Origin of the sequence: Paenibacillus sp. ClWae2A, from assembly GCF_032452295.1 — a bacterium.
Lineage (GTDB): Bacteria > Bacillota > Bacilli > Paenibacillales > Paenibacillaceae > Paenibacillus.
The window spans coordinates 342,720-355,574 of the sequence record NZ_JAULSQ010000001.1; the positions used below are offsets into that span (position 1 = coordinate 342,720).

Below are 12,855 nucleotides of genomic sequence, written 5' to 3' on the forward strand. Positions count from 1 at the left end.
GTTTTTGAAAATATGCTGCTTCGCAGCCAATTACAATACAGCAGCTGAAGCGTGATTGGTACGAGCGATTCTAGTTGCGTCAACCATATTGCGCAGAGAAGCAACCGTTTCTTCCTGTCCACGGGTTTTCAATCCGCAGTCCGGGTTAATCCAGAATAACTTCGGATCAAGAACACGCAGGGCGCGTTCAATCATGCTGCTCATTTCATCCACACTCGGAACCCGTGGACTATGGATATCATATACGCCAAGACCGATACCGAGCTCATACGTATTTTCTTCAAAGCTGTGAATCAGTTCACCGTGACTACGGGATGTCTCAATGGAAATGACATCTGCATCCATAGCTTCAATGGAATCAATCATGTCATGGAATTCGCAATAACACATATGTGTATGAATTTGAGTCGTTTCATGCACCGTGCATGTAGAGATACGGAACGCTTTGACTGCCCAAGCCAGGTAATCGGCTTGTTCATTTTCTTTCAGCGGAAGCCCTTCACGAACAGCCGGCTCGTCGACCTGGATCATACCAATGCCTGCCTGTTCAAGTGCTTCGACTTCCTGTCTCAGAGCATACGCCAATTGATAGGCAATCTGCTCACGAGCAATGTCTTCACGTACGAATGACCAGTTCATGATGGTAATCGGGCCAGTCAGCATGCCTTTGACAGGGCGATCTGTCTGGGATTGGGCGTATTTTGTTTCTTCCACTGTCATTTCACCCGTAAATGCAACATCACCGAAGATAATAGGTGGCTTCACGCAACGTGAACCATACGATTGTACCCAGCCAAACTGTGTAAAGGCAAAACCGGCAAGTTTCTCGCCAAAGAATTCAACCATGTCGGTACGCTCAAACTCACCATGCACCAGCACGTCAATTCCGATCTCTTCCTGAAGCTTAATCCAGATATCAATCTGCTCCCGGATGAAGGCAGCATACTGTTCGTTGTTCAACTCACCTTTGCGCCACAACTGACGTGCTTTTCTGACTTCAGCAGATTGTGGGAAACTACCAATCGTTGTTGTTGGGAAGAGTGGCAATTGCCATTTGGTCTGTTGGGCTTCATGACGCTCTGCAAAAGGACGGGAGCGCTCTGGCTGTTGAACACTGATGGAAGCAACGGCTTTCTGTACAGCGGTACGGTTCCGATCTTCGGATTGCTGAAGCGCCTGAAGAGGAAGCTCTGCTTCGTTAATTTTAGCGGTAATCTCTGCACTTGGTGAAGATAAACCTTTAGTCAAAAGAACAATCTCATCCAGCTTTTCATCTGCAAATGCAAGAGCATTTTTCAGTTCAGATGTAAGTTTTTCCTCACGGTCTGTCGTAACTGGCACATGCAGCAGGCTGCAAGATGATTGCACGATGATACGTTCAGGCGTCACGAACTCAGTCAATTCATTCAGCAACTTCAGTTTTGCTTGAAGGGAAGCTTTCCAGATCCCACGTCCATCAATAATACCTGCACCGAGCACCTTGTCTGCCGGAAAACCGGATGTCCGAATAGATTGTGTGTTACCAGAGAGTCCGTGTACAAAATCAAGTCCTACACCTTGAACTGGCAGTGCAACAATATCGTTGTAGTTTTCGACAGATTCAAAGTACGTTTGCAGCATGATATTCAGGCCTGGAACGGCTGTGGCAAATGTTTCATATATTTTATTCAGACGCTGTACGTCTTCACCGCTTAATTTGGTTACCAGAATAGGCTCGTCGATCTGCACCCACTGAACGCCTTCGCTCGCAAGTTCCTGAAGCAATTGAGTATAGAGTGGAAGCAAACGATCCAACCAAGCGTCTGTCTCGGATTTATCATATCCTTTGGAGAGCTTCAGGAAGGTTAACGGTCCAACGATAACCGGTTTTCCTTCAATGCCGAGTTTTTCTTTTGCTTCACGATAAGCGAGAAGTGGTTTGTTCTCCGTCAGAGTTGGGGAAGCCCCGTCCAGTTCAGGTACTATGTAGTGATAGTTGGTGTTAAACCATTTTGTCATTTCGCTCGCTGCGGCATCTTTCGTTCCACGGGCAATGCCATAATATACGGACAACGGAACCGAGCCACCATCATAAGCAAATCGTTTGGGAATGATGCCAAACATCACGGCCGTATCCAGGATATGATCATAATAGCTAAAGTCATTAACCGGAATGATGTCTATGCCTTTTGCTTGTTGCTTGCGCAAATGATCGATACGGATCTCCTGCAAACGTGCGTGAAATTCTGATTCCTCCAGCTTACCTGCCCAGAACGCTTCCAACGCTTTCTTCCATTCCCGATCAGCACCAATACGCGGATATCCCAATACACTACTTTTTGTCATCGTTTAAAACCCCTCTGCTTTTATGTTACACAAAATTTATCACAGATCCGGAGTTATAATGTAATTCCATTAAATTATACCTAGTTATAGCCTGAGGCTATATCAAAAGGTGCACACTATATAAGTTGAACTAACGAGTATTTACACTTGCCACTCCGATGACAGAATAACCTTCCAACTCAGCTAAGGATAAATAATAGATAATAATATTTTGTATGCTTTTACATTCACTCGGGATAATAGAAAGTAAAAAAAAGGTGGATGAGTATGGTAATTCAAAAACGAGTTGTTCTCTTAATACTTTCAGCTATAAGATTAATGATAAATAGTGTTTCCCTATACACAGATGTTACATATGCAGATCCTGAGAGCGTACAGGAAGATGACTATAAGGCGTTAGCACTTACGATGCTCAACCCATACATTGCTCGTGAGATTACCAGCTATTATCAGGAAAATCATAAACCGGTCCCTAACTACGGTCTATATGATATTCATGTATTGGAACTTAAAAGGCGTACACAAGGTGGTTATAACTTTCGAACCGTTCTGGAAGTCAGAACTTTCTACGGTCCACATAACCCGCCATATGGGAAAGAGATCATTACGTTTGAAATAGACCCCACTAATGTTACAATGATTAACTATGTTCATACGAATGATTGAAAGGAAGGCGGTACGCATGAATTTGTATCACATCCAGTCCACCGTGCACGGAGTCAACAGAGTAGCATCATTTCTGGAAGGCAATTATATTGGTATTGCTTGGTCAGGTACAGGGGATCTGGAGAATACGCCCCCGGAGCTATGGAAGGAACAGTTGGTTCTACACTATAGCTTGGATGAAGCTGAAGTGGCGAGCACACTTGCGACACTACATATGTTTGTTAATCTCATGCAGGATGGAGATTATGTATTAATTAGCGATGATGAATGGACGTATGTTGGGGATATCGGGGATTATTATTACGACGATTCCGCTGGCACAGAAAACGACTTGATCTGTCACCGTCGCGGAGTTACATGGTTGGGTCGTATTCCTCTCGTTGAGCTGAATGACAAAGTGCAGGCACTGCAAAATGATTCAACCATCCTTGCGAAGTTTGATTATCCCATATCACAAGCACAGCTGGATCGTGGTCTTGCAGTCAACATAGCAGCCAAAGCAACCAACTCTCTCTCAACAGGGGTAGATGAAGCCACAATTCAAACAGCTCTCCAGGTGCTGAGAGAAGCGTTACACAGTGAAGAAGAAGAGCTTCGAATTCGCGCGGCTACTGCCATTTTGCAGTATGCCAAACAATAGGACTATGCTAAAACTAAGAATGGTTACTGGGTTTAGACAGTAACCATTCGTGGAACAGCAATTTTAATATTTATAACCCTTGAGTAAGTTCTGAGATCTGTTCATTTACATTCTTATGATTTAGTCCTCCGTGATAACAAACCACAGATGTGATGTCGAGTTCGGTATACTTTTTCAAAGAGAACTGAGCTGTCTCTGTATTCAGTGTAGTTGGTTCATGAATGCCTCCAAGCATGCCGTCCACACTGTACATTGAATCTCCGGCGATCAGCGTCTTGCTCTCCATCAAATATAGACTGATATGACCTGGAGTATGACCAGGCGTATGAATAATGCGAATTCCACCGCAAAACGGCAGTTCCTGACCATCAGTCACCGTTTCATCTACTTTGCCCCTTGGAGGATGCTCAAGGTGGCCGTCTTTCAGAAGAGGAAGCTGTCCCTCAATATACGGTTTATCCAGTTCATGTGCGAATACCCTGACATGATCACCACACTCTTTCAAAATCTCGGGAAGACAGCCGATATGGTCCACATCCTGATGCGTCAAAATCACTGCTTTAAGTTGGCTGATCGGCACACCAATCTTTTCGAGTGCGATACGCAAATCATCATATTGTCCAGGGAAACCGGTATCTATTAACACAACCATTTCTTCATCCCATATCAGAACAGGGTGAATCAAATTCCCCTTAAAATCGAGCTGAAGCATTTCTATTCCTTTTGAAATTTCCATAATATCAGACCTCCGAGAGTTAAAATTCATATACAACGTTGCTCATTACATTTCTTATGTAAACGAATAAAGACAGCAAAAAGATACGTTCGGGTACTTATAGAAATATTCAATGAATGGGGGAATTGACGCTTGCTGTTGGGAATGATAATTTAGATATATCATTAAAACCAATAAGTCCAATAAGATAAAGGGGGTATGTGGGATGACACATATCGTGCATGCAGCAGCTGAAGATATTCGAAGCGAGGATTCACTACAATTGATCAAGGAACTGAGTGAAGAACTCGGTTTGTTATATGGTGGTGATGGAACGGCGGGATTTCAATTGTCAGACGTTGAAGTGCCGCGTGCGGCTTTTATCGTTGCCAGGATCGACGGGTATCCGGTTGGTTGCGGAGCACTTAGACCCCTAGATGAAACATCTGTAGAGGTTAAACGCATGTATACACGCAGTGGTTACCGCCGTAAGGGGATTGCCCAGGCTATACTGGCCGAGGCAGAGCGTCTTGCGAACGAACTAGGTTATACCAATCTGAAACTGCAAACAGGTCCCTTACAGCCAGAAGCTGCAGCGTTGTATGAGCGTGTAGGGTATTATCGCATTCCTGTTTTCAGTGGCAATTGGGACAGAGTGTTGGCCTACCAGAAAGATCTGATACACGAAAAAGTATAATTCTACGAACGAATCATAACTTCTCTTCACTGAATGAGTAGAGGAGCATAAGATACAAGAAAAAGTCGCCCATGGGCGACTTTTTTTACGTTTTAACTTATCCAATTTCTCTAAAAGGATAGACCAGGGATTTTAATCCTTTGCGGAATGAAGTATCGAAGGGTCTTGATGTTGGACCCCCCATTCGCATAGTCCTTCCAAAACGGGCAATAACGATTCGGCTTTCGCTGTCAGGCGGTACTCGACTTTAGGAGGAACTTGGGGATACTCTTTCCGTTCGACCATACCATCCGCTTCCAATTCTTTGAGCTGTGAACTCAATGTTTTATACGTGATCGCGCCGATCTGTCTTTTTAGTTCATTGAAGCGGACAGGTGGGTTTTCTGCAAGAAGGTACATGATGACCATTTTCCATTTGCCACCAATGACAGACAACGTATATCCAAAAGGGGTATCTTGAATGTTTTTAACTTTACCGTGGTATTCAGCCATACTCATCATTTACACTATCCTTCCGGGTAGTACCTATCATAAATGACCGTACTATTTATTTGTTTGGGCTCAGTTTATACTAACCTTACTTTGAAGTAAAGGGGATTTACGATGACTCAAAAAACAATACGCCTACTTATGCCACAATGGCAAGGTGGAGATAATCCAAACTACTCTTTTGGAGCGGAGATGCTTGCTTGGCTTGCACCTGACAATGATCAAACTCCGCCGGAACTGAGGAGGTAACTCATATGGCACTGCCACTATACAACAAAGGAACAACCATCGCTGGTTGTTCCTTTTGGTGTGTGGACTATTTTTATAAAAAGATCAGTAACAATGTTCCTGCGGCAAAACAGTAATAGGAAAAGTATTTCAGGTTGCCTTTGGCCATAATGCCCATAAACCATCTCATGGAGAAATACGTGACGAAGAGCGTCGTGATGAATGCGATCAGATAAGGGATAGCCAGCTGTGATCGATTCGGATCATTGGCGATGTCGGATACCCCCATGATGAGTCCACCAATGCTTATGGGAATGTACAGCATAAAGGAGAACTTCAAAGCCGTTTCCTGTTTCATGCCGACAGCGATAGAGGCAATTACCGTCGCTCCAGAGCGGCTAATGCCCGGAATAAGAGCGACCGCCTGAGCCAGACCCACCAACAGTGCATCTTTCGTAGACAGATCACCGTCTTGCTTACGACCACGAAGATTACGAATCAGCCATAAGGCAACCCCGGTGATTAATAGGGCGATGGAAACGGTATATACGGACGAGAAAATTTCTTCAATCCGGTCCTTGAACAGGACCGCAACAACAGCAGCAGGGATCGTACCAATAATTATGTATAAGCAAAACATGAAGTCTGCTCGATATTCTTCTTTACGAGTACGCAGGTAACCTAATGCACCAATAATCAACTTTTTGATATCTTCGCGAAAAATAAAAATAATAGCGATAAGTGATGCTGTGTTTGTTAAAATCTCAAATGACAATCCATTCTGCTTGATGCCCATGAGTTTCTGGGCGATGATCAGATGACCGCTTGAGGAGACGGGAATCGGCTCCGTTGCACCTTGAACAATACCTAAAAACAAATACTTTAACCACAATATAATCTCTTCCATGTTGTCCTCCTTGAATACGTTTCATTGGCTTTTCAACACTCTCTTTTTTAAAAAAAGTGAATGGTTTACTCTATTGATGATAGCTGTTTAACTTGGTGACTTGCAAGTTAGAGTTCATAGAGGGGCGGGGAATAAACATAGCTTGTCAAATCCTGCATAGCATGATATCGTTGATAACGATTATCAATATCAACGAAAAGGTGGGTTTATTTTGCGTAAACAGATAAAATCTATATGGATCATGATGGCGCTTATCTTGCTGATTGTACTTAGTGCATGTGGTCAGTCTGCCACGACCAATAGTACAACCGGGGACAGCACAAATTCAGCTGCGGAGACAGAAACCAAGACGAACTTGGATTCAGCTTCTTCCGCTGATAAAGCGGCAACTGCCGAAGAAGAACTCGTTACATATCAATCGGATGCAGGCGAAGTACAGGTACCCAAGAATCCTAAGCGCATTATTGATTTGACATCATTTTCGACAGGGTACTTTGTTGCCCTGGATGCACCGGTAGTCGGCGCTTTGTCAGGAGCGATGAACAACAAATACATTAAGGATCAACTTGCAGCAGCGGGTACCATTGATCTGGGTGAAACACCTACCCCCGAGAAGCTAATCAGTTTAAAACCTGACCTATTTATCGTGTACACGGGCACAGAGGGCATCGACAAGCTGGAGCAGATTGCGCCTGTCGTACAGATTGCATATGGTAAGCGCAATTTTAAGGATCTGATGCTTGAAATGGGTAAGCTCACCAATAGAGAAGACGCAGCGAAAGCTTGGAATGCTAAATGGGAAGCGAAGATCAACGAACTGAAGCCTAAGGTTCTGGAAGCTGTAGGCGATCGCACCGTTTCCATACTGAATCCGTATGCCAAAGGATTATTTGTTTTTGGTCATAACTATGGTCGAGGCGGTGAAATTATTTACGGGGAGTTTGGTCTCAAGGCACCAGCCAAGGCTCAAGCTGAAGCAATTGACAGCGGAACTGGATGGGCTTCAATCTCCATGGAACTATTACCGGAGTATGCGGGGGATATCATCTTTACCAGCCCGTGGTCGGGAGACAAAACCGATCCCAAGATCGTATATGACAATACAATATGGAAGAACTTGCCTGCGGTGAAGGCTAATCATGTGTACCAACTTGATCCAACTTCGGATTCGTACAACGATCCGTTAACGTTGGAAGGTCAGCTACAGTTTATTTCCGATAGCCTGCTTTCAGCAAAGTAAGATTGGACTGCCTAAATAGTAGAGTAGTTCAGGAGCATTTCCATTCGTCGTTACAAGACGGGGAGATGCTCTTTTTATGAGCACATTATTTTATATAGGTCGATCATGTATGGATTTTGACCAATTTAATTAAGCTTGATACAATAAGAGAACTGTTGACGAACATTTAATATCAAGTGGGGTGATCTAGAATTGCAACAAAAAAGTGAACGTTTGAATGTATGGTTGTCTTTGTCTAACATTCATACCCATCTGAATGAGAAGTTGGAACAAGCCCTACTTCAAGAATATGGCTTGTCTTTGAAGGAATTTTATGTTTTAAACTTTATTTTCAATGCGGAGGATAAGAAATTACGCCTACTGCAACTTCAAGAACTGGTTGGATTGAGCCAAAGTGCTACTTCCAGACTTGTAGTAAGGATGGAAGCCAGAGACTGTGGAGCATTGGAAAGACATACATGCGAAGATGATCGGCGTGGCATCTACACTCGGATTACGGAGCTTGGCGAGAATAAATATAAGAGAGCACTTGAAACGTTTAATCAAGTACTGCAAACTGAACTAGAAAAAGACGGATTCGAGACTCAATTAGAGAACCTCACAAGAAAATTGTTCCAAAGCTTAAAGTGAACTGACTATAGGGTAATGCACCATTTTACCCTATAAGAGGACTTGACACTCTTTAATATATCCGTTAAATTAGATGCATGCGCATGCTTTTATTGTAGATGCGGTGATTCATTTATAAGGAGGCATTGAATATGAAGGTGTTAGTCGTGGGATCTAATGGACAAATTGGTCAACAGCTTATCCAGCTTTTGCAAAAAAGTGATGAACACACTGTGCTTGCCATGGTACGAAAACAAGAACAGGCAGACAAATATGCAGTACAAGGTGTGGATGCGGTTCTTGCCGACTTGGAAGGTACGGTTGATTCGATTGCAAATGCTGCAACAGGTTGTGATGCAATCGTATTTGCAGCTGGCTCTGGCGGTACCACGGGGCATGACAAAACACTCCTGATTGATCTGGATGGTGCCGGCAAAGCCATTGAAGCGGCTCAAAAAGCGGGTATTGATCGATTTATCATGGTCAGTGCAATCCAGGCCAATAATCGCGCAAACTGGCATGATAACATCCGGCCATACTATGCAGCGAAGCACTATGCTGATAGAGTGTTGGAACTTAGCGGATTAACCTATACGATCATACGTCCAGGTATTTTAAAGAATGAACCAGGAACTGGGAAAATATCTGCTGCTGAGAATATTACATCCGGTGACATTGCTCGTGAAGACGTGGCTCAAGTGATTTTGGCTAGTTTGAGTGAGAAGAATACCTATAATCGTTCATTCGATCTAATCACTGGTGAGATTGCAATACCTGAGGCACTGAGTAGTCTTTGATCCAGAATGAAAGATTCTACGATATCAGTAGAGATAAGTGAGGACTTTAAATGATGGGATTCATGCTTTTGTCCTTCATATTAGTTTTTTTCATCGCTGTTCGTCCATTTTGGCCGCTGCCTAATCTTCAACAAATAGATTATGAAGAATTTCTCAGACAAGAGAGTGCTTATCGGCAGTATAAAGTGATCGATATTCGGGATGCGACGGATTATATGGCTAATCCTACTCCGGATACCATTAACATCTCACTGGGACGCCTTGCTTTTACATGGGAAAAATACCTTACTCGCGAAGATAACGTTATTATTATGTCTCCTGGTATACTCCAATCCAAAAAGGCTGCACGTATACTGCGAAAGCGTGGGTTTAAATGTCTTTCTGTGATGAAGTACAAGGTTGATGTGATTTCATAGAATATAAGAGATATTAATTATCGGAATTTCAATGCTTGCGCATGCATTATAATAGTTTGGTTTATGAAAAGGGGAGTTTATTTTGATGACAGATTTGTTTAGTCCATATTCTTTTAAAGGTTTAGAGCTTAAAAACCGTGTTGTAATGGCTCCAATGTGCCAATATTCAGTGGATCAAAAAGATGGTATAGCAACCGATTGGCATTACATGCACTACGTTAGTCGTGCTGTGGGAGGAACAGGTCTCATTATCATTGAAATGACAGATGTGGAGCCGGATGGTCGCATTTCAGACTTTGATCTTGGACTGTGGTCAGATGAACAGATCCCAGCTCTGAAGCGGATCGTCGATGCGTGTCACAGTTATGGTGCCAAGGTCGGTATTCAGATTGCTCATGCGGGCCGCAAAGCAGAAGATGCCGAAGTACCAGTTGCTCCATCCGCGATCGCCTTTGATGAGAATTCAAAGCAACCTAGAGCGCTCACAACGGATGAAGTTAAAGGAATGGTTGAGAAATTCCGGAGTGCTGTAGCTCGTGCTGTAAAAGCGGGCTTTGATACAATTGAGATTCATGGTGCACATGGTTACTTAATTCACCAATTCCATTCTCCACTAACGAACAAGCGTGAAGATGAATACGGTCAAGATTTAACGTTATTTGGCCGGGAGATTATTCAGGTTGCTAGGGCAGAGATGCCCGAGGATATGCCCTTGATGATGCGTATTTCAGCCAAAGAATATGTAGAAGGTGGCTATGGCATTAACGAAAGTTCCGAGTTTGCCAAGGCTTATAAAGAGGCAGGCGTTGACGTATTTGACATCTCATCTGGTGGCGAGGGACCTATCGCTGCATGGGGCAGACCAGGAACTCACGCGGCGTATCAAGTGCCTCTCGCTAAAGCAATCAAAGAAGCTCTTGATGTGCCCGTGATTGCTGTTGGAAGACTCGATGATCCTACGTTGGCGAATGCAGTCATCGGAAATGAAGAAGCTGATCTCGTTGCAGTCGGCAGAGGTCTGTTAAGAAATCCTTACTGGGCATTGGAAGCAGCGTCTGCTTTGCGTAAGACAACGGACGTTCCAAAACAATATACAACTGGTTTTTAATGTATTAATGATTTAACGATTTAAATGATCTTCATTAATTCATGGATAAGAAAGGACTCCGACTGACAAAACAGAAGGAGTCCTTTTTTGGGTTAAACTAGACAAGGTAAAGAAACATAATAGCCAGTCTTCATCAAGAGATGGTAGTCGTTTCATCGCTTCTGCCTCTCAAGCGTTTAATATCTTCTCTGGGCGGAAATCCGAACATACGAGAATATTCACGACTGAATTGGGAAGGGCTCTCGTAACCGACCTGAAATGCTACATCTGCTGCATCGGTGGACTTGGATAATAACAAGCGCCGAGCTTCTTGCAGCCTCAGTTGTTTTTGAAACTGAATCGGACTCATGGCAGTCACTTCTTTAAAGTGTCTGTGCAGCGAAGCAGTACTCATATTCGCCAAATCCGCCAGATCCTCAACCCGAAAATTTTGATCAGAGTGATTCATAATATATTGAATAACATCTCTGATTCGATAGGTATGGCTGCCCTCCATGGTAGCTTGTTCCAGGGCAATCCCATGTGGGCCTTTCAGAACTTTATAGAGGATTTCCTTTTTGAACAAAGGAGCGAGTAGTGGGATATCTTCCGAATGATCTTCCAACAAACGGGCTAACCTGACGACTGCATCCAGCAGAGACGGCTCAGCTTGGCTGACAAACATCGCACGTCTCGTTGTTTTCTGCGGTCTTGCTGGGAAATCGGAATGGTTCAATACCTCCAGAATCTCACTGGATGTGAATTCAAGTTTCAGGGCCAGATAGGGAGCCTCAGACGATGCTTGAATCACTTGTCCACTAACCGGCAAGTCAACGGTTGCCACGATATAACTTCCTGGACCATACCGGAAACGATCCTGTCCCAGCAGGACCTCTTTCTCACCCTGAACGATAATGCAGAAGGATGGTTCACTCACTCTAAATATAGGTTCAGTGACAACGGATTCGCGGATTAAAAATAATGAGGGAATGGCGGTAGGATGCACCCCGTCCTTGTCAGAAAAACGTTCAATGAGTGTGGCTAATTCGTTTTGTTGTTCGTGTATTTGATCAGACATGCAAAGTTCTCCTTTATTCCTCACAATATAATAATCACATTCTATCGTATATTGACCGAAGGGGGTAGAAAACGGATAGGAATAGGCAAACATTTGATGTAAATAGATAAGACCATTCTGATTGCTGGCCGCATATTCACAAGTACACAGGTCATGATATACAAGAAGTTCTGAAGATATACACTTACGGATCAGCTAATACATGATCAGATGAGAATGAAAAGAGGTATCTGCATCTTTTATTTACTGATCGTTCCCGATGTGGTAGATTGATTTTGGGAGGGAAGTCGAATGGCTAGAAGTAAAGAGTTTGAAGTAAACGAAGTATTGGATAAAGCAATGAAGATCTTCTGGGAACAAGGTTACGAGAAGACGTCGATGAGTGACCTGGTTGAGCATATGGGAATTCATCGCAGAAGTATATATGATACATTTGACGACAAACATTCGCTGTTCTTGCAGGCAATGGATCGTTACAGCGGTAAGATCAGCGCCACATTACTTGCAGAAATCAAGGCATCCACGACGGCAGTAGAAGCACTGCACAAAATTTTCGATGTCATGATCAGTGAAGCAGAGGACACACCATCGGGTTGTTTGATCGTGAACTCGGCGGTGGAGCTAGGCGCACGTGATCCGGACGTGGACACCCGATCTCTTGAATCGTTTAACGAAGCTGAGCGAATGTTCGAGCAGATTATTCAATGGGGGCAGCGGGAGGGAGAATTCTCCTCTGATCATGATGCGAAGGAAATGGCAGAGTACCTGCACAATATTTCTGTCGGGATCAGAGCCATGGCAAGAACCTCGACGGGTAAGGAAAAATTAAACCGGATTATCAATGTATCAATGCAACTTTTGGAGAAAAGATGAGCAGAGACGTAGCAAAAAAAGTAGTTTGAAGTCCTCTAACGGATTTCAAACTACTTTTTTATGCGCTAATTTTTAGAAAATAGAAAGC

At 43.5% G+C, this 12,855-nt stretch carries 14 protein-coding genes and 1 pseudogene; 10 read left to right on the forward strand and 5 right to left on the reverse strand.

The features are described from left to right. Positions 1-30 precede the first annotated feature (30 nt). The gene (gene metE, locus QVE09_RS01370; RefSeq protein ID WP_315935329.1) at positions 31-2,325 is read right to left on the reverse strand and encodes a 5-methyltetrahydropteroyltriglutamate--homocysteine S-methyltransferase; all 2,295 of its coding nucleotides are present in this window, start codon (positions 2,323-2,325) and stop codon (positions 31-33) included. Between the two features lie 267 nt (positions 2,326-2,592). Here metE and QVE09_RS01375 point away from each other — a divergent pair, with 267 nt between their 5' ends. Continuing rightward, positions 2,593-2,991 (forward strand): DUF3888 domain-containing protein, encoded by a 399-nt coding sequence (locus tag QVE09_RS01375; RefSeq protein WP_315935330.1) that lies wholly within the window; start codon positions 2,593-2,595, stop codon positions 2,989-2,991. A gap of 16 nt (positions 2,992-3,007) precedes the next feature. Next, entirely contained in the window at positions 3,008-3,631 is a 624-nt protein-coding gene (locus QVE09_RS01380; protein WP_315935331.1) for a hypothetical protein, read from the forward strand. A 70-nt stretch (positions 3,632-3,701) separates the two neighbouring features. Here the strand turns inward: QVE09_RS01380 and QVE09_RS01385 are convergent, their stop codons facing one another. Next, positions 3,702-4,367 carry an MBL fold metallo-hydrolase gene (locus tag QVE09_RS01385; RefSeq protein ID WP_315935332.1) on the reverse strand — a complete coding sequence of 222 codons (666 nt, stop codon included), beginning with the start codon at positions 4,365-4,367 and terminating at the stop codon, positions 3,702-3,704. 205 nt (positions 4,368-4,572) lie between these two features. Between QVE09_RS01385 and QVE09_RS01390 the strand changes: the two genes are divergently transcribed. Beyond that, positions 4,573-5,043: a GNAT family N-acetyltransferase gene (locus QVE09_RS01390; protein WP_315935333.1), complete on the forward strand. Its 471-nt coding sequence runs from the start codon at positions 4,573-4,575 to the stop codon at positions 5,041-5,043. Between the two features lie 132 nt (positions 5,044-5,175). Here the strand turns inward: QVE09_RS01390 and QVE09_RS01395 are convergent, their stop codons facing one another. Beyond that, complete coding sequence (locus QVE09_RS01395; RefSeq protein WP_315935334.1) at positions 5,176-5,541, reverse strand: winged helix-turn-helix transcriptional regulator; 366 nt, start codon at positions 5,539-5,541, stop codon at positions 5,176-5,178. A gap of 105 nt (positions 5,542-5,646) precedes the next feature. On the opposite strand from QVE09_RS01395, the pseudogene QVE09_RS01400 reads away from it, so the two are divergent. Continuing rightward, positions 5,647-5,757: pseudogene (locus QVE09_RS01400) on the forward strand (arginase family protein); the annotation flags it as partial. A gap of 97 nt (positions 5,758-5,854) precedes the next feature. On the opposite strand, the gene QVE09_RS01405 reads toward QVE09_RS01400, so the two are convergent. Further along, the gene (locus QVE09_RS01405) at positions 5,855-6,667 is read right to left on the reverse strand and encodes an undecaprenyl-diphosphate phosphatase (RefSeq protein ID WP_036608062.1); all 813 of its coding nucleotides are present in this window, start codon (positions 6,665-6,667) and stop codon (positions 5,855-5,857) included. Positions 6,668-6,878: 211 nt separating this feature from the next. Between QVE09_RS01405 and QVE09_RS01410 the strand changes: the two genes are divergently transcribed. The 5 genes from QVE09_RS01410 (at position 6,879) to QVE09_RS01430 (ending at position 10,837) form a co-directional block, all read left to right on the forward strand. Next, positions 6,879-7,907: an ABC transporter substrate-binding protein gene (locus QVE09_RS01410; protein WP_315935335.1), complete on the forward strand. Its 1,029-nt coding sequence runs from the start codon at positions 6,879-6,881 to the stop codon at positions 7,905-7,907. Positions 7,908-8,099: 192 nt separating this feature from the next. Continuing rightward, positions 8,100-8,537, forward strand: coding sequence for a MarR family winged helix-turn-helix transcriptional regulator (locus tag QVE09_RS01415; protein ID WP_315935336.1), 438 nt, complete (start codon positions 8,100-8,102; stop codon positions 8,535-8,537). A 131-nt stretch (positions 8,538-8,668) separates the two neighbouring features. Further along, positions 8,669-9,313 carry an SDR family oxidoreductase gene (locus QVE09_RS01420; RefSeq protein WP_315935337.1) on the forward strand — a complete coding sequence of 215 codons (645 nt, stop codon included), beginning with the start codon at positions 8,669-8,671 and terminating at the stop codon, positions 9,311-9,313. A 50-nt stretch (positions 9,314-9,363) separates the two neighbouring features. Then, complete coding sequence (locus QVE09_RS01425; protein ID WP_315935338.1) at positions 9,364-9,729, forward strand: rhodanese-like domain-containing protein; 366 nt, start codon at positions 9,364-9,366, stop codon at positions 9,727-9,729. Between the two features lie 85 nt (positions 9,730-9,814). Further along, on the forward strand, positions 9,815-10,837 hold the full coding sequence (locus tag QVE09_RS01430) for an NADH:flavin oxidoreductase/NADH oxidase (RefSeq protein WP_315935339.1): 1,023 nt from the start codon (positions 9,815-9,817) through the stop codon (positions 10,835-10,837). Positions 10,838-10,970: 133 nt separating this feature from the next. On the opposite strand, the gene QVE09_RS01435 is transcribed toward QVE09_RS01430, so the two are convergent. Further along, on the reverse strand, positions 10,971-11,894 hold the full coding sequence (locus QVE09_RS01435; RefSeq protein ID WP_315935340.1) for an AraC family transcriptional regulator: 924 nt from the start codon (positions 11,892-11,894) through the stop codon (positions 10,971-10,973). Positions 11,895-12,185: 291 nt separating this feature from the next. Between QVE09_RS01435 and QVE09_RS01440 the strand changes: the two genes are divergently transcribed. Continuing rightward, positions 12,186-12,767 (forward strand): TetR/AcrR family transcriptional regulator, encoded by a 582-nt coding sequence (locus QVE09_RS01440; RefSeq protein WP_315935341.1) that lies wholly within the window; start codon positions 12,186-12,188, stop codon positions 12,765-12,767. Positions 12,768-12,855 lie beyond the last annotated feature (88 nt).